At 59.2% G+C, this 14,596-nt stretch carries 17 protein-coding genes; 13 read left to right on the plus strand and 4 right to left on the minus strand.

The window, feature by feature from the left end; translation table 11 throughout:
• Nucleotides 1-63: 63 nt before the first annotated feature.
• Nucleotides 64-654 (minus strand): cysteine hydrolase family protein, encoded by a 591-nt coding sequence (locus tag QOM10_RS09110; RefSeq protein ID WP_007914026.1) that lies wholly within the window; start codon nt 652-654, stop codon nt 64-66.
• Nucleotides 655-893: 239 nt separating this feature from the next.
• Here QOM10_RS09110 and prmB point away from each other — a divergent pair, with 239 nt between their 5' ends.
• Complete coding sequence (prmB, locus tag QOM10_RS09115) at nt 894-1,802, plus strand: 50S ribosomal protein L3 N(5)-glutamine methyltransferase (RefSeq protein WP_064118639.1); 909 nt, start codon at nt 894-896, stop codon at nt 1,800-1,802.
• Nucleotides 1,803-1,993: 191 nt separating this feature from the next.
• Here prmB and QOM10_RS09120 read toward each other — a convergent pair whose 3' ends face one another.
• Nucleotides 1,994-2,785 carry a hypothetical protein gene (locus tag QOM10_RS09120; protein WP_316917899.1) on the minus strand — a complete coding sequence of 264 codons (792 nt, stop codon included), beginning with the start codon at nt 2,783-2,785 and terminating at the stop codon, nt 1,994-1,996.
• A 99-nt stretch (nt 2,786-2,884) separates the two neighbouring features.
• Nucleotides 2,885-3,838, minus strand: coding sequence for an alpha/beta hydrolase (locus tag QOM10_RS09125; protein WP_127926456.1), 954 nt, complete (start codon nt 3,836-3,838; stop codon nt 2,885-2,887).
• Nucleotides 3,839-3,968: 130 nt separating this feature from the next.
• On the opposite strand from QOM10_RS09125, the gene aroC reads away from it, so the two are divergent.
• From aroC to mtnC, 5 genes are all read left to right on the plus strand, one after another.
• Entirely contained in the window at nt 3,969-5,060 is a 1,092-nt protein-coding gene (aroC, locus tag QOM10_RS09130) for a chorismate synthase (protein ID WP_316917900.1), read from the plus strand.
• Nucleotides 5,061-5,094: 34 nt separating this feature from the next.
• Nucleotides 5,095-6,240: an MFS transporter gene (locus QOM10_RS09135; protein WP_034151740.1), complete on the plus strand. Its 1,146-nt coding sequence runs from the start codon at nt 5,095-5,097 to the stop codon at nt 6,238-6,240.
• Nucleotides 6,237-6,863 (plus strand): methylthioribulose 1-phosphate dehydratase, encoded by a 627-nt coding sequence (locus QOM10_RS09140; RefSeq protein ID WP_007959997.1) that lies wholly within the window; start codon nt 6,237-6,239, stop codon nt 6,861-6,863. Before QOM10_RS09135 ends, QOM10_RS09140 begins: the two co-directional genes overlap by 4 nt.
• A 94-nt stretch (nt 6,864-6,957) precedes the next feature.
• Entirely contained in the window at nt 6,958-7,503 is a 546-nt protein-coding gene (locus QOM10_RS09145) for a 1,2-dihydroxy-3-keto-5-methylthiopentene dioxygenase (protein WP_110721160.1), read from the plus strand.
• A gap of 4 nt (nt 7,504-7,507) precedes the next feature.
• Nucleotides 7,508-8,191, plus strand: coding sequence for an acireductone synthase (gene mtnC, locus QOM10_RS09150; RefSeq protein ID WP_127926458.1), 684 nt, complete (start codon nt 7,508-7,510; stop codon nt 8,189-8,191).
• Nucleotides 8,192-8,373: 182 nt separating this feature from the next.
• Here mtnC and QOM10_RS09155 read toward each other — a convergent pair whose 3' ends face one another.
• Entirely contained in the window at nt 8,374-8,652 is a 279-nt protein-coding gene (locus tag QOM10_RS09155; protein WP_008080936.1) for a DUF3509 domain-containing protein, read from the minus strand.
• Between the two features lie 388 nt (nt 8,653-9,040).
• On the opposite strand from QOM10_RS09155, the gene QOM10_RS09160 reads away from it, so the two are divergent.
• The 7 genes from QOM10_RS09160 (at nt 9,041) to QOM10_RS09190 (ending at nt 14,560) form a co-directional block, all read left to right on the plus strand.
• On the plus strand, nt 9,041-10,879 hold the full coding sequence (locus QOM10_RS09160) for a long-chain-acyl-CoA synthetase (RefSeq protein ID WP_127926460.1): 1,839 nt from the start codon (nt 9,041-9,043) through the stop codon (nt 10,877-10,879).
• Nucleotides 10,880-10,976: 97 nt separating this feature from the next.
• Nucleotides 10,977-11,495 carry an ankyrin repeat domain-containing protein gene (locus tag QOM10_RS09165; RefSeq protein ID WP_160038899.1) on the plus strand — a complete coding sequence of 173 codons (519 nt, stop codon included), beginning with the start codon at nt 10,977-10,979 and terminating at the stop codon, nt 11,493-11,495.
• A 132-nt stretch (nt 11,496-11,627) separates the two neighbouring features.
• Entirely contained in the window at nt 11,628-12,158 is a 531-nt protein-coding gene (locus tag QOM10_RS09170) for a hypothetical protein (RefSeq protein ID WP_150775449.1), read from the plus strand.
• A 71-nt stretch (nt 12,159-12,229) separates the two neighbouring features.
• Entirely contained in the window at nt 12,230-12,421 is a 192-nt protein-coding gene (locus QOM10_RS09175; protein ID WP_007914053.1) for a PLDc N-terminal domain-containing protein, read from the plus strand.
• Between the two features lie 236 nt (nt 12,422-12,657).
• Nucleotides 12,658-13,533, plus strand: coding sequence for a polyamine aminopropyltransferase (gene speE / locus QOM10_RS09180; RefSeq protein ID WP_016982904.1), 876 nt, complete (start codon nt 12,658-12,660; stop codon nt 13,531-13,533).
• A gap of 236 nt (nt 13,534-13,769) precedes the next feature.
• On the plus strand, nt 13,770-14,003 hold the full coding sequence (locus QOM10_RS09185) for a hypothetical protein (RefSeq protein WP_007914057.1): 234 nt from the start codon (nt 13,770-13,772) through the stop codon (nt 14,001-14,003).
• 209 nt (nt 14,004-14,212) lie between these two features.
• Nucleotides 14,213-14,560 carry a ribonuclease E inhibitor RraB gene (locus tag QOM10_RS09190; protein WP_007914059.1) on the plus strand — a complete coding sequence of 116 codons (348 nt, stop codon included), beginning with the start codon at nt 14,213-14,215 and terminating at the stop codon, nt 14,558-14,560.
• Nucleotides 14,561-14,596: the final 36 nt, after the last annotated feature.

A 14,596-nucleotide genomic window follows, 5' to 3' on the forward strand; every position in this document is an offset into this window, starting at 1 on the left:
CATTTGCGGCAAATGAGAGGGATTTGCGGATGAGCGGCGTGCTGAGCCGCTCATCAGAGCAGATCAGATCAGGTCTTGAGTCAGTGCGAGGGTGGCGAAGTTATCCGCCATGATCGCCATTTCAGCTTCCTGCACGACTGCGGCGCTGAGCACGCGGCCCTTGAACGGCAAGTCGCGGGTGGCGCAGGCGTCTTCTACCAACGTACAACGGAAGCCCAGATTTTTAGCCGCGCGCACCGTGGTGCTGACGCTGGAGTGGCTCATGAAACCGCAGACGATCAAGTCCAGCGAGCCAAGGTTTTGCAAACGATCGAGCAACTCGGTGCCATGGAACGCGCTCGGCAGCAGTTTGCCGATAATGGTTTCATCACCTTGTGGCTCCAGGCCCGGGATGAACTCGCCGCGCTCGCCCTGCGGGTCGAACAGGCCACCGACGGTGCCGAGATGACGCACGTGCACGATCGGCCGACCGGCTGCACGGGCTGCGGCAACCACTTGTTTGATGTTCGCGACGGCCGCGTCCATGCCGCTCAGGGCCAGCGGGCCACTGAGGTATTCTTTCTGGGCATCGATGATGACCACGGTGGCATGGCTCAGTGTGGCCGCTGCGTAACCGCGACCGCTGAGTTGAAACATCGTTTTTGGAACGGACATTCTGGGGCTCCTTGGGGTGGGGCTTTTGCGACATTGTCCTCTGGCTGAGCGGTTCTGTGAATCGCTACCATCGTAGGCACCGTCGTTACTGGCCTGCAGCCTTGTCAAGTTACACGTTCTGTTCAATAGCTGATGCAAAAAACAGAAAACTCCTACCGTCGGGGCGATGTTTTTCCTGCGTCGTCGTCACGCGTTTTGGCTGGTAGAATCGCCAGTCGTTTTTTCTGGAGTTCTGCCCCGTGATCACTTCCCGACTTCGTACCCTGCGCGACCACATCCGTTGGGCCGTCAGCCGCTTCCATGGGGAGGATCTGTTTTTCGGCCATGGCACCGACAATGCCTGGGACGAAGCCCGGCAACTGGTGCTCGGCGCGTTGCACCTGCCGTGGGAAATCGCCGACAGCTATCTCGATTGCGCGCTGGAAGACGACGAGCTGGTCAACCTGCAACGCCTGCTCAAGCGCCGTATCGAAGAACGCATTCCCACCGCTTACCTGTTGGGTGAAGCGTGGTTCTGCGGCATGTCGTTTATCGTCGATGAGCGTGTGTTGATCCCGCGTTCGCCGATTGGCGAATTGATCGAAAACCACTTCGCCCCGTGGATCGGCACCGAACCTGCGCGCATTCTCGACCTGTGCACCGGCTCCGGTTGCATCGGCATCGCCTGTGCCTACGAGTTCCAGAACGCCGAAGTGGTGCTGGCGGATCTGTCGTTCGAAGCGCTGGAAGTGGCCAACCAGAATATCGAGCGCCATGGCGTTGATGAGCGCGTCTATACCGTTCAGGGTGATGGTTTCGATGGTTTGCCGGGTCAGCGCTTCGACCTGATCGTGTCGAACCCGCCCTACGTGGATGCGGAAGATTTCGCTGACATGCCGGACGAGTATCAGCATGAGCCTGAGCTGGGTCTGGCGTGTGGCGATGATGGTTTGAATCTGGTTCGGCGGATGCTGGCTGAAGCGGCGGATCACCTGACCGAGAAGGGCTTGCTGATTGTCGAAGTGGGCAACAGCCAGGTGCACGTTGACGCGCTGTACCCGGAAGTCGATTTTGCCTGGCTCGAATTCGAGCGTGGTGGGCATGGGGTGTTCATGCTGACGGCGGAACAGTGCCGCGATCATCAGGCCTTGTTCGCTTCCCGCATCTAATCGAGACTGATCGTTCCCACGCTCTGCGTGGGAATGCCTCAATGGACGCTCTGCGTCCGCTGTTGGGACGCTCTGCGTCCCCGGCTGCATTCCCACGCGGAGCGTGGGAACGATCAAGCAGGGTTGGTGTACGACACAAATCCTGTGGGAGCGAGCCTGCTCGCGAATGGCCGCGACGCGGTCTCAAGCCATCAACGGTGCGTAGCAATCCAGATCAACAGCCCCGCCTGAAACACCGCAAACGCCACCAGACACGTAATCGTGAAGCGCAACCCGGCGTCTTCACGCTTGAACTTGCTGACTTTGTCTTCCTGCTTCTTCAGCTTCACTTCCTGCTCGGCCAGATTCTGCTCGGCCTGTTGAAGCATTTGCGCCGCTTCAAGAATCTCGACGATCTGCAGCTTCTCGCTGTTCCAGTCACCGAGCAAATCGCCAACCTGCACTTCCTTGACGCTGCCCTTCAAATGCTGGGCATCGGCGTACACCACATCAAAACCATGCACACGCAGGAAATGATCGCGGCGCAGACGCGTGTCTTCGTTCAGCGCGTCCTTGTTGTTCAAGTCCATGCCGTCGACGGTGTAGGTCGGCCAGCGCTTTTTCGCCCAGTTGATACCTTGCGCGGCCATGTAACGGCCGATGCCACGGTTCATCGGTTCGATCTGCAGGCCGCTGTCCGGGCCGAAGTGCACACGCTTGGTGGTGTGAGCAACCCACACATCCAGCTGATTCTGCTCTTTGCGCACACGCTGACCGGGTAGTTTGATCGCCATGCGCATCAGGCTTTTTTCTTTGCTGCTGCGCTCGGCATAGCCGAACTCGACGAAGCGCAAGGGGCGGCCGCCGGTGTTGCGGTCGGTTTGCAGCGGGGCCAGGCGGAGCATCTTGTGGTGCTCGACGTGGACATCCGCCCACGGCAGCTCGACCGCTGGCGGTGCGTCTTTTTCAGCGGTGGTGTCGGGTGAAGTCTGGGTATCAGTCATAACGGCGAGATCCTGTCCAAGCCCTGCTTGCCGCCAGCCATTGCGCTGGCGACAAAGGCTTATCGGCCGTTTTTTGCAGGACTAGAGGGCAAACAACGGTTAACTGGCGCGAAGTCCGTCAATAAATTCGATGATTTTGCTGCCCAGTTCCGCAGCCAGCGGCAAATTAGGATCCTTGTACGAAGCCAATTGCCGCTTCATATCGTTGTGCACGATGCGCATGACGTGGTTCATGCCTTCGATCACCACCAGATCGGCGTCCGGTTTGACGGCTTTGAGGCGTTTCGCGTCCTCGGTACCGACCTGAATGTCGTTGCTGCCCTGAACAATCAGCGCCGGCATCTTCAGTTGCGCGAAGGCTTTTGCCGGATCCTGACGGAACAGTGAAATCAGATACGGCTGCACACTCGGGCGGAAAATCACCTGCAACGGCTGCGGCACATTGTCATCGGTGTGACCGGCCTTGAGGCTGTCGAGCAGTTCGTTACTGCGCAGCATCAGCGGTGGCGGCAGGCTGCGGGCCAATTGCTCGCGGATCACCTGATCGACCGGTCGGGCACTGCCGGACAGAGAAATCACCGCCGCCGCATCGACTTTCGGCGCAGCGAGGCTGGCAATCAGCGCGCCTTCACTGTGGCCGAGCAGGATCAGTTTGCCGAAACGCGGATCGGCCTTGAGCTTCTGCCCCCATGCCACCGCATCCGCGGCGTAGGCTTCTATCGACAAATTGCGCTCATCCGGCGTCGCCGCCAGGCTCGCGGCCACCCCGCGTTTGTCATAACGCACGCTGGCGATATTGTGTTTAGCCAGCACCCAGGCCAAGCGCTTGAGGCTATCGTTGCGCCCGCCGTCGGGGTTGTTTCCGTCACGGTCTGTAGGACCCGAGCCAGAAATAATCAGGACAACCGGCACCGGGTTGTCAGATTTTGGCAGCAGCAGCGAACCGAAAAGTTCGCCGGTGCCGGTATCCAAAGTAACCGGGCGTTGTAGGACCGTCGCTTGGGCAAAGCCCGTAAAGAGGGTAAGACTCAAGATCAAAACTCGCAGCATCATCACGCCATCATTCGCTAAGGTGCCGGTTGGACTCGCCAGCACCACTAAGGTTCGAGGATGAACTACTCGGTTAGCCTGCGTATACTGGCGCGCATCAAGAATTTGGGTTTGATTTCACGGAGCGTCCTGCATGTCCGGCAATACCTACGGCAAGTTGTTCACTGTCACCACCGCTGGCGAAAGCCATGGTCCGGCGTTGGTCGCCATTGTCGACGGCTGCCCACCGGGCCTGGAGATCTCCCTCGAAGACCTGCAGCGCGACCTCGATCGGCGCAAGCCGGGCACCAGCCGCCACACCACCCAGCGTCAGGAAGCCGACGAAGTCGAAATCCTTTCCGGCGTGTTCGAAGGGCGCACCACCGGTTGCTCGATCGGCCTGCTGATCCGCAACACCGACCAGAAGTCCAAGGACTACTCGGCGATCAAGGATCTGTTCCGCCCGGCCCACGCCGACTACACCTATCACCACAAATACGGTGAGCGCGACTACCGTGGCGGTGGCCGCAGCTCGGCGCGCGAAACCGCGATGCGCGTGGCGGCGGGCGCGATTGCCAAAAAGTATCTGGCCAGCCAAGGCATCGTCATTCGTGGCTACATGAGCCAGCTCGGCCCGATCGAAATCCCGTTCAAGACCTGGGATTCGGTGGAGGAGAATGCCTTCTTCAGCCCCGATCCAGACAAAGTCCCGGAGCTGGAAGCCTACATGGACCAATTGCGCCGCGATCAGGACTCGGTCGGGGCGAAGATCACTGTTGTTGCCGAAGGCGTGATGCCGGGTCTGGGCGAGCCGATTTTCGACCGCCTCGACGCCGAACTGGCCCATGCGCTGATGAGCATCAACGCCGTCAAAGGCGTGGAAGTCGGCGCCGGTTTTGCGTCGGTCGCTCAACGCGGCACCGAGCACCGCGATGAAATGACCCCGGAAGGTTTCCTCAGCAACAACGCGGGCGGCATCCTCGGCGGCATTTCCTCCGGTCAGCCGATCGTTGCGCATCTGGCGTTGAAGCCGACTTCCAGCATCACCACCCCGGGCCGTTCGATCGACATCCACGGCAACCCGGTCGATGTCATCACCAAGGGCCGTCACGACCCGTGCGTTGGCATCCGCGCCACGCCGATTGCCGAAGCGATGATGGCCATCGTGCTGATGGATCACCTGCTGCGTCACCGTGGCCAGAACGCCGATGTGCGCGTGAGCACGCCGGTGCTGGGTCAGCTTTGATGGCAGGCCTTAAAGCCGTCGCGGCATAACCGGCGTGGCGGCGCTTCCTTACTGGCGACTGTCCAGTTTCTACCTGTTCTATTTCGCCTTGCTCGGATCGACAGCGCCGTTTCTGGCGCTGTACTTCGATCACCTCGGCTTCAGTCCGGCGCGGATCGGTGAGCTGGTCGCCATCCCGATGCTGATGCGCTGCGTGGCGCCGAACATCTGGGGCTGGCTCGGCGATTACACTGGCAAACGCTTGGCCATCGTACGCTTTGGCGCGGTGTGCACGCTGCTGACCTTCTCGTTGATTTTTGTCAGCAAGACCTACGCCTGGCTGGCGATGGTCATGGCGCTGCACGCATTCTTCTGGCACGCGGTGCTGCCGCAATTCGAAGTCATCACCCTGGCGCATTTACAGGGGCAGACTTCGCGTTACAGCCAGATTCGCCTGTGGGGCTCGATCGGTTTCATCATCACCGTGGTCGCGCTCGGCCGGTTGTTCGAATGGCTCAGCCTCGATATCTACCCGGCGGCGCTGGTGCTGATCATGGCCGGCATCGTCCTCAGCAGTCTGTGGGTGCCGAATGCGCAACCGCCGCAGGGCAATCGGCCGAACGGCGAGGGCTTTCTCAAACAGCTGCGCAATCCCGGCGTGCTGGCGTTTTACGGTTGCGTGGCGTTGATGCAGATGAGCCACGGCCCGTATTACACCTTTCTGACCCTGCACCTTGAACGACTCGGCTACACACGCGGCACCATCGGCATGCTCTGGGCCGTGGGTGTGGTCGCCGAAGTGCTGATGTTCATGGCGATGAGCCGGATTCTTGCGCGGTTTTCCCTGCGTCGGGTACTGATGGCGAGTTTTCTGCTGGCGGCGCTGCGCTGGTTGCTGCTAGGTTCGTTCGCCGAGTTTCTCTGGGTGCTGTTGTTCGCGCAGATTCTGCACGCAGCAACCTTCGGTAGCTTTCACGCCGCTGCCATCGCGTTCGTGCAACGTAGCTTCGGCGCGCGCCAGCAAGGGCAGGGCCAGGCGCTGTACGCCGCACTGGCCGGCACCGGCGGTGCGCTCGGCGCGTTGTATTCCGGTTACAGCTGGAATGCCCTCGGCGCGACATTGACCTTTAGTATTGCCAGTCTCGCGGCGCTCGCTGCTGCCGTTATCATTGCCACACGTATGCAAGAGGACAGGCCATGAGCCTTACGCGTGAACAACTCGCCCAGCAAATCGTCGATGCCGGGCGCTTTCTTTATGGTCGCGGCTGGTCGCCGGCCACCAGCAGCAATTACTCGACACGCCTGTCGCCGAGCGAAGCGCTGCTGACCGTGTCGGGCAAGCACAAAGGCCAGTTGGGTCTGGACGATGTGCTCGCCACCGACCTGTCGGGCAACAGTCTGGAACCGGGTAAAAAGCCGTCCGCGGAAACCCTGCTGCACACTCAGCTGTATAGCTGGCGGCCGGAGATCGGCGCAGTGCTGCACACCCATTCGGTCAACGCCACGGTGCTGTCGCGCCTGACCCCGCAAGACTTCATCGAGTTCGAAGACTACGAACTGCAGAAAGCCTTCAGCGGCATCTCGACTCACGAATCACGGGTGCGCGTGCCGATTTTCGACAACGATCAGGACATTGCGCGCCTCGCCGCCAAGGTGCAGCCTTGGCTCGACGCCCATCCCGATTGCGTCGGTTATCTGATTCGCGGTCACGGCCTCTACACCTGGGGCGCGCAGATGAGCGATGCGTTGCGGCAGATCGAGGCCTTTGAATTTCTGTTTGAATGCGAGTTGAAAACCCGCAGCGTCATGAACCGCCAAGGCTGACTTCACCAGAAGTAGCCCATTTGCCTGATGAAATGCTGTGCCCGACCGGTCTGCAAGAACCGGACGGCAAGGCCGATACCGAGGAATTGCCCCAATGAGCAGCCTGTCCGTCTATCACGTTTCCAGCCCCGACATTCCGAACAAGGTGCTGACCCATTTCGAAGACATCGCCTCGACCCTGGCCGAGCAGGGCGTGCGCTTCGACCGCTGGCAAGCCGCCGCAAAGATTCAGCCCGGCGCCACCCAGGAAGAAGTGATCAGCGCCTATCAAGAGCAGATCGACCAACTGATGACCGAGCGCGGTTACATCACTGTCGACGTGATCAGCCTGAACAGCGATCACCCGCAAAAAGCCGAATTGCGCGCCAAGTTTCTCGAAGAGCATCGCCATGGCGAAGACGAAGTCAGATTTTTCGTCGCCGGCCGTGGCCTGTTTACCTTGCACATCGACGATTATGTCTACGCCGTACTGTGCGAGAAGAACGATTTGATCTCGGTTCCGGCCGGCACCAAACACTGGTTCGACATGGGCGAGCATCCGCACTTTGTCGCGATCCGTCTGTTCAACAACCCGGAAGGCTGGGTTGCCAACTTCACCGGCGAAGACATCGCCGGCCGCTTCCCGCGTCTGGAGGACTGATTCGATGTCGATCAAAGCCATCGTCACTGACATCGAAGGCACCACCAGCGCGGTGAGTTTCGTCTTCGACGTGCTGTTTCCGTATGCCGCTAAACACCTGCCGGATTTCGTCCGCCAGAACGCCGAACGTGCCGATGTTGCCGAGCAACTCGACGCCGTACGCCGTGACAGCAATGCGCCGCAAGCCGATGTTGAACGGGTTGTTGAAATCCTCTTGAGCTGGATCGAGGAAGATCGCAAAGCCACGCCACTCAAGGCCTTGCAAGGCATGGTCTGGGCCCAGGGTTATCACGCCGGGCAGTTGAAGGGGCATGTTTATCCGGATGCCGTTGAAGCGTTGCGACGCTGGCATGCTGCCGGTTATCAACTGTTTGTGTACTCGTCGGGATCGATTCAGGCGCAGAAGCTGATTTTCGGCTGCTCGGAGGCGGGGGATCTGACACCGCTGTTCAGTGGTTACTTCGACACGACGTCGGGGCCCAAGCGTGAGGCGCAGTCGTACACCAATATCCAGAAAGCCATCGGCGTTCAACCGCAGGAGATCCTGTTCCTCTCGGACATCGTCGAAGAACTCGACGCTGCTCAAGCAGCCGGCCTGCAAACCTGCGGCCTGGCCCGTGAAGGCGGGGAGCTGGGAAGCCACGTCACCGTCGACACCTTCACCGGCATCGAACCCGAAGCCTTCTGATCTCACCGATCTAGTGTGGGAGCGAGCCTGCTCGCGAAAGCGTCCGTTCAGCCAGCATTTTCAGTGGATGACACACCCTATTCGCGAGCAGGCTCGCTCCCACAGGGTTTTGCATCAGGCACAAAAAAACAGGCCGTGAAGCGAAAGCTCCACGGCCTGTTTTGTTTAAAGCGCTTTAAAAATTACAGCGAGTGATACGTCGGCAGGGCAAAACGCTGCTGGCTCTGCAGCATGGCAATTTGCGGCAGTTCACTGGCTTGTTCAGCCAGGTCGCGGCGAATTGCACTGATCGCCCACGACAGTTGGTCGCCGGCATGCAGTTGTTGATAAGTCAGTGCACGCTTAAACACTTTGCCGTCGCTGCTGCGCAGAGTCAGCAGAATCCCGCCATCGGGACGTGGCGCAGTGGTGACGTCGAAGTTGGAGAACAGGGAGGTAAATTTTTCTTGGATCAGGCTCATGTCTATCAGCTCCGTATGCACTTGAATGGCAAGCATGCAGAGGAGGTTGCAGCGATTGTGCCAGCATTTGAAAATAATAAAGTTCTTATAAATCAATAAGTTAGAAACTATGAAAATTCAAGTCGTCGTGCAAACTGCATGAATGGCCATCGTGCATCCTGCATTTTGCGGGATCGTTATCGAAACAACGGAACCAATCGCTTACCCGATGATCACCGCCACCGTCGGCCGATCAGCGGATACAAAACATTGCAAAAACCGCGTGTACAGCCCGAGAAGCGCTGACGTATTTTCGATCTCGACCCGCGCTTGAGTGCGCTGGTTGCTTCAAGCAAGCCCGAAAAATAAAAACATCGACCTGCACGCCAAGGTCGGACGGGGAGCTTTCATGAGCCACGCGCCAAGCGACACGATTACCTGGGGCATGATGCTCCGCAAACTGCCGATGATTGCCAAAGCCATTCCGCGAGTGGTCAAGGGCATGAAGGTGGCCAACGTCACGGATCCGACTCAAAGCTGTGGCCTTGGCTGGACATTCGAACAAGCGACGCTGCGCAATCCCGAGGGCCCGGCGTTACTGCAGGGCGATGTGCGGCTGACCTATGCGCAGGTCAACCAGTGGGCCAACCGCATCGCGCACTATCTGAACGGGCAGGGCATCGGCAAGGGCGATGTAGTCGCGGTGTTTATTGAAAACCGCCCGGAATTGCTGGTGACCATTCTGGCGCTGGCCAAGGTCGGCGCGGTCAGCGCGCTGCTCAATACCTCGCAGACGCGCGACACGCTGATCCACAGTGTGAATCTGGTGGCGCCGGTGGCGATTGTGGTCGGCGAAGAACTGCTTCCGGCTTATGCGGCGATTCGCGAGCAAGTGGCGATTACCGCGCCGCGCACCTGGTTTGTCGCCGATCAGGACACCTATAGCCATCCGGGCATTGCGCCCGAAGGCTACGTCAATCTGATCAGCGCCAGTGCCGATGCCTCCAGCGAGAATCCGTCGAGCAGTCAGCAGGTGTTTTTCGACGATCCGTGTTTCTACATTTACACCTCCGGCACCACCGGCCTGCCCAAGGCCGGGGTGTTCAAACATGGCCGCTGGATGCGCAGTTCTGCCAGTTTCGGCATGATCGCCCTCAATATGGGCCCCGACGATGTCGTCTATTGCACCTTGCCGCTGTACCACGCCACCGGTCTCTGCGTGTGCTGGGGCTCGGCAGTCAACGGCGCCTCAGGCTTCGCAATTCGCCGCAAATTCAGCGCCAGCCAGTTCTGGAACGATGTGCGCCGTTATCGCGCGACCACGATCGGCTATGTCGGCGAGTTGTGCCGTTATCTGGTCGATCAACCGGCCAGCGCCGATGACAACCGCCACGACGTGCGCAAAATGATTGGTAACGGCTTGCGCCCGGGCGCCTGGGCCGAGTTCAAGACCCGTTTCGCCGTCGACCACATCTGTGAGCTGTACGCGGCGAGCGACGGCAACATCGGCTTCACTAACATTCTCAACTTCGACAACACCATCGGTTTTTCGCTGATGGCCTGGGAGTTGGTGGCTTACGACCATGACAGCGGTGAGCCGCTGCGCAGCACCGACGGTTTCATGCGCAAGGTCGGCAGGGGCGAGCAGGGCCTGTTGCTGGCGCGGATCGACGAGAAGGCACCGCTGGACGGTTACACCGATCCGCAAAAAACCGCCAAAGTTGTCCTTCACGACGTGTTTAGCAAAGGCGATCGTTTTTTCAACACTGGCGATCTGCTGCGCAACATCGGTTTTGGTCACGCGCAATTTGTTGATCGCCTCGGTGACACCTATCGCTGGAAGGGCGAAAACGTCTCGACCACTGAAGTCGAAAACCTGCTGCTGCAACATCCGCACATCTCCGAGGCGGTGGCGTATGGCGTGGAGATCCGCAATACCAACGGCCGCGCCGGCATGGCGGCGATTACGCCGGCGGAATCCCTCGCGACCCTGGATTTCGCCGAGTTGCTGACCTTCGCCCGCGAACGTATGCCGGCCTACGCGGTACCGTTGTTCCTGCGGGTGAAGGTGAAAATGGAAACCACCGGGACCTTCAAATACCAGAAAACCCGACTGAAAAATGAAGGTTTCGACCCTGGCCAGACGGGCGATGATCCGATCTACGCATGGCTGCCTGGCACGCAGACTTACGTTCGGGTCACCGATGAGGTGCTGGCGGAAATTCATCAAGGCAAGCATCGTTATTGAATCTGGCTATGAGTCGGCTTGAGAAAAAGGGGGTGACAGCCACCGTCTCGCTCGGGAAACTGTCGGCTTTCCGATTGACCGAAAGTGGAGTTGCCCCATGTCCGACCAAAGCCGCCAGATGACCCCTGAAGAAGCTGCCGAATTCACCGAGCAGGTTTTCAACAAGGCGCGCGACGGTGATGCCGAGATGCTCGATCGCCTGGTCACCGCCGGTTTGCCGGTCAACCTGAAAAACAGCAAGGGTGACACGCTGCTGATGCTGGCCAGTTACTACGGCCATGTCGATGCGGTGAACGTACTGCTTAAACACAAGGCTGACCCGGAAATGCGCAATGGCAACGGCCAGAGCCCGATTGCCGGTGCGGCGTTCAAAGGCGATCTGGCGGTGGTCACGGCGTTGGTCGAGGCGGGCGCCGAGATTGAAGGCTCGTCGTTCGATGGACGTACGGCGCTGATGATGGCGGCGATGTTCAACCGTGTTGAAATCGTTGATTACCTGATCAGCAAAGGCGCCAACGCGCAAGCCAAGGACGCCAACGGCGTGACGGCGCTGGACGCGGCCCGCACCATGGGCGCGGTCGACACCACCGCACAGCTGGAAAAACTGTTGGGTTGATAAGATCAGAAGATCGCAGCCTGCGGCAGTTCCTGCACGGATCCCTTGTAGGCGCTGCCGCAGGCTGCGATCTTTTGCTTTGTGCGCTATCCTCCGCGCCCTCGAAATTCACCTGCCACAGGATCCGCCCTCATGAAAGCCGCACTCGCCGAACTCATCAGCAAAATCAGCTCCGGCTGCATGGGCGAGGACGAGATCCTGAAAGTCGCCGACGAAGCGGCGCAGGCCTACGCCGATGCTGATGCCTTTCTGACCGCCAACCCCGACATCAACTACGACGAGACCTTCCCGATTCCGCTGGGCGAGTGGGTCGTGGTCGGCAGCCTGCCGGAAACCGTGCTGTTCCAGGCAGACACCTATGTCGACCTGTTCGCGCAGATCGTCGCCTCGTTTGGCCCAGGTGTGGATTTCAACCTCAAGCCCAAGCAATTGGCCAAGACCGAAGCCCTGACTGCACTCAACCGCATCCAGGTGCAGATGAGCAGCATGAACAAGGAAAACGGCGGCTACACGCTGATGAACTTCAGCCAGTTGCTCGACGACGAACTGCAGATGGTTTTGGTCTACGGCAACGACGTGCCTCGCGTACTGGAGTTGTGCGCCGAGGTCGGCATCGCCGCCGCTCCTTCGCTGGAAGCCTTGAAGATCGCCGTTCACGTCTGAACGCAATAAAAGGGAACCCTGCGCGCGACCGTCTATCCTAAAAGTGCATGCCACTATTCTGGAGCGACACCATGGGTTCCACGTTCAACGGTCTGATTGGCCTGATCATTCTTGCCCTCGACATCTGGGCCATCATCAACGTGTTGAAAAGCGGCGCGACCACCGGGATGAAAATCGTCTGGGTGCTGCTGATCATCCTCCTGCCGGTGCTGGGCCTGATCATCTGGGCGATCGCCGGACCGCGCGGCAACGTGCGGATCTGAATCAGCTAACACCGCAATACCCCTGTAGGAGCGAGCCTGCTCGCGAACGCGGTAGATCAGTCATCGACAATGTTGGCTGACACGCCGCCTTCGCGAGCAGGCTCGCTCCCACATGGGATTGTGGTGGGCCGATGAAGTGAGGTTCGACCTGTCATCTTCGGCAACGTAGAATGCGCGCCTTTCCCGGGCAATCGTCCCCACGATTGACGCCCGCGCATTCATCGGAGCACTTCACCATGACCGTTACCAAAACCAGCGAGTACCTGGAAACCCTCTACGAAGGCTACGGCCAGCGTTTTCGCATGGAAAAACTGCTGCACGAAGTGCGCACCGAACACCAGCACCTGGTGATCTTCCAGAACCCGCGCATGGGCCGTGTCATGGCACTGGACGGCGTGATTCAGACCACCGAAGCCGACGAATTCATCTACCACGAAATGCTCACCCACGTGCCGATCCTCGCCCACGGCAGCGCCAAGCGCGTGTTGATCATCGGCGGTGGTGACGGCGGCATGCTCCGTGAAGTGACCAAACACGCCGGCGTCGAGCACATCACCATGGTCGAGATCGACGGCACCGTGGTCGACATGTGCAAAGAGTTCCTGCCGAACCATTCCAGCGGCGCCTATGACGATCCGCGTTTGAACCTGGTGATCGACGACGGCATGCGTTTCGTCGCCACCACCACGGAAAAATTCGACGTGATCATCTCCGACTCGACCGACCCGATCGGCCCGGGCGAAGTGCTGTTCTCGGAGAACTTCTACCAGGCGTGCCACCGCTGCCTGAACGAGGGCGGCATCCTCGTGACCCAGAACGGCACGCCGTTCATGCAGATCGACGAAGTGAAAACCACGGCCGGTCGCCTGAACAGCCTGTTCCCGGACTGGCACTTCTATCAGGCTGCGGTGCCGACCTACATTGGCGGCTCGATGACCTTTGCCTGGGGCTCGACCAACCCGGCTTACCGCAAGCTGAGCCGTGAAACCCTGCAACAGCGCTTCATCGGCAGCGGCATCGTCACCCGCTACTACAACCCGGAAATCCACATCGGCGCGTTCGCCTTGCCGCAGTACGTGCTGCAGGCGATCAACAAGCCAAGCAACGACTAAAAGAACACTGCAACTCCCCTGTGGGAGCGAGCTTGCTCGCGAAATCGGACTGTCAGCCAACATATTTGTTGAATGAAAAACCGCTTTCGCGAGCAAGCTCGCTCCCACATTTGCTTCCCCGTAATGTAGATTTCGTTTTATTCATGTTCGTGCGCTGTAATCCTTTTGAACCAACTTTCGGCGCACCAGTCGATTTAGGTGTAAGCCCATTTGCGGGTTTGATCGAGGAGGCACCGATGCAAAAGTGGAAAGTCACTTTCGTGGACGATCATGGTGAAATTGTCGATGAGGTGTTCGAGCGCGCGGAATGCCCCAGCGACGATGAGGCCGCTCGATTGATCAAGGCACGGCTCCTGCCCGTCGCCGCCGAACTGGATCTGAACGATCTGGAAGGGCGCACCGCCGATGCTGGCGTCAAAAGCCTGAAAACCCAGAACAGCATCGAAATCCGCAGCATCACCCCAATCTGAAAATCTTCCTTCATCCGAAGCAACCAGGCCTTGGCAGCAGCTCTATCTTGGGGCTACTCTGCAAGCGAGATCAGCGAACGGATCGCTAAGGTCTGGTCTTGTCAGCTACATGCTTGTTCCCGCGTGCAACCACGTTGCCGTCGTACTTTGGCCAGAGGCCCGGGGCGGGAATACGGAAAGTCTATCCATCTATGCGAGGGGGACGATTCATGAGCACAGCCTATCAAGAAGACATCAGCAGCAATGTTCTGCGCCGCATGAAAGAAGGCGGTTTCGATTTTTCCCGATTCCATCCCATCGAGTTCTACGCGATTTTCCCGGACGAGGAGCGGGCGCGCAGGGCGGCAGGCAAATTTCGCGGTGAATCCATCAATGCCCAGGTCAGCGTGCGTGATGACGGTGCGTGGGCGCTGGAATTAAGCAAAGTGATGTACGCGACCTATGACGATATCGGCGACTTCGAGCAGGGATTCTCTGCCGTGGTTGAGCCTCTGGGCGGCATTATCGAAGGCTGGGGTGTGAAACAGGAGGTGCGCAACCGCCACCGTTTGAACTGATCTCTGGTTCCATTTGTTGAACAACGGCTGACCTTC

Source organism: Pseudomonas sp. P108, assembly GCF_032613195.1.
Lineage (GTDB): Bacteria > Pseudomonadota > Gammaproteobacteria > Pseudomonadales > Pseudomonadaceae > Aquipseudomonas.

Coding starts and splice junctions, on each gene's coding strand:
- QOM10_RS09110 (WP_007914026.1), bottom strand. CDS start 654: ATGTCCGTTCCAAAAACGATGTTTCAACTCAGCGGTCGCGGTTACGCA.
- QOM10_RS09120 (WP_316917899.1), bottom strand. CDS start 2,785: ATGACTGATACCCAGACTTCACCCGACACCACCGCTGAAAAAGACGCA.
- QOM10_RS09125 (WP_127926456.1), bottom strand. CDS start 3,838: ATGATGCTGCGAGTTTTGATCTTGAGTCTTACCCTCTTTACGGGCTTT.
- aroC (WP_316917900.1), top strand. CDS start 3,969: ATGTCCGGCAATACCTACGGCAAGTTGTTCACTGTCACCACCGCTGGC.
- QOM10_RS09140 (WP_007959997.1), top strand. CDS start 6,237: ATGAGCCTTACGCGTGAACAACTCGCCCAGCAAATCGTCGATGCCGGG.
- QOM10_RS09145 (WP_110721160.1), top strand. CDS start 6,958: ATGAGCAGCCTGTCCGTCTATCACGTTTCCAGCCCCGACATTCCGAAC.
- mtnC (WP_127926458.1), top strand. CDS start 7,508: ATGTCGATCAAAGCCATCGTCACTGACATCGAAGGCACCACCAGCGCG.
- QOM10_RS09155 (WP_008080936.1), bottom strand. CDS start 8,652: ATGAGCCTGATCCAAGAAAAATTTACCTCCCTGTTCTCCAACTTCGAC.
- QOM10_RS09160 (WP_127926460.1), top strand. CDS start 9,041: ATGAGCCACGCGCCAAGCGACACGATTACCTGGGGCATGATGCTCCGC.
- QOM10_RS09165 (WP_160038899.1), top strand. CDS start 10,977: ATGTCCGACCAAAGCCGCCAGATGACCCCTGAAGAAGCTGCCGAATTC.
- QOM10_RS09170 (WP_150775449.1), top strand. CDS start 11,628: ATGAAAGCCGCACTCGCCGAACTCATCAGCAAAATCAGCTCCGGCTGC.
- QOM10_RS09175 (WP_007914053.1), top strand. CDS start 12,230: ATGGGTTCCACGTTCAACGGTCTGATTGGCCTGATCATTCTTGCCCTC.
- speE (WP_016982904.1), top strand. CDS start 12,658: ATGACCGTTACCAAAACCAGCGAGTACCTGGAAACCCTCTACGAAGGC.
- QOM10_RS09185 (WP_007914057.1), top strand. CDS start 13,770: ATGCAAAAGTGGAAAGTCACTTTCGTGGACGATCATGGTGAAATTGTC.
- QOM10_RS09190 (WP_007914059.1), top strand. CDS start 14,213: ATGAGCACAGCCTATCAAGAAGACATCAGCAGCAATGTTCTGCGCCGC.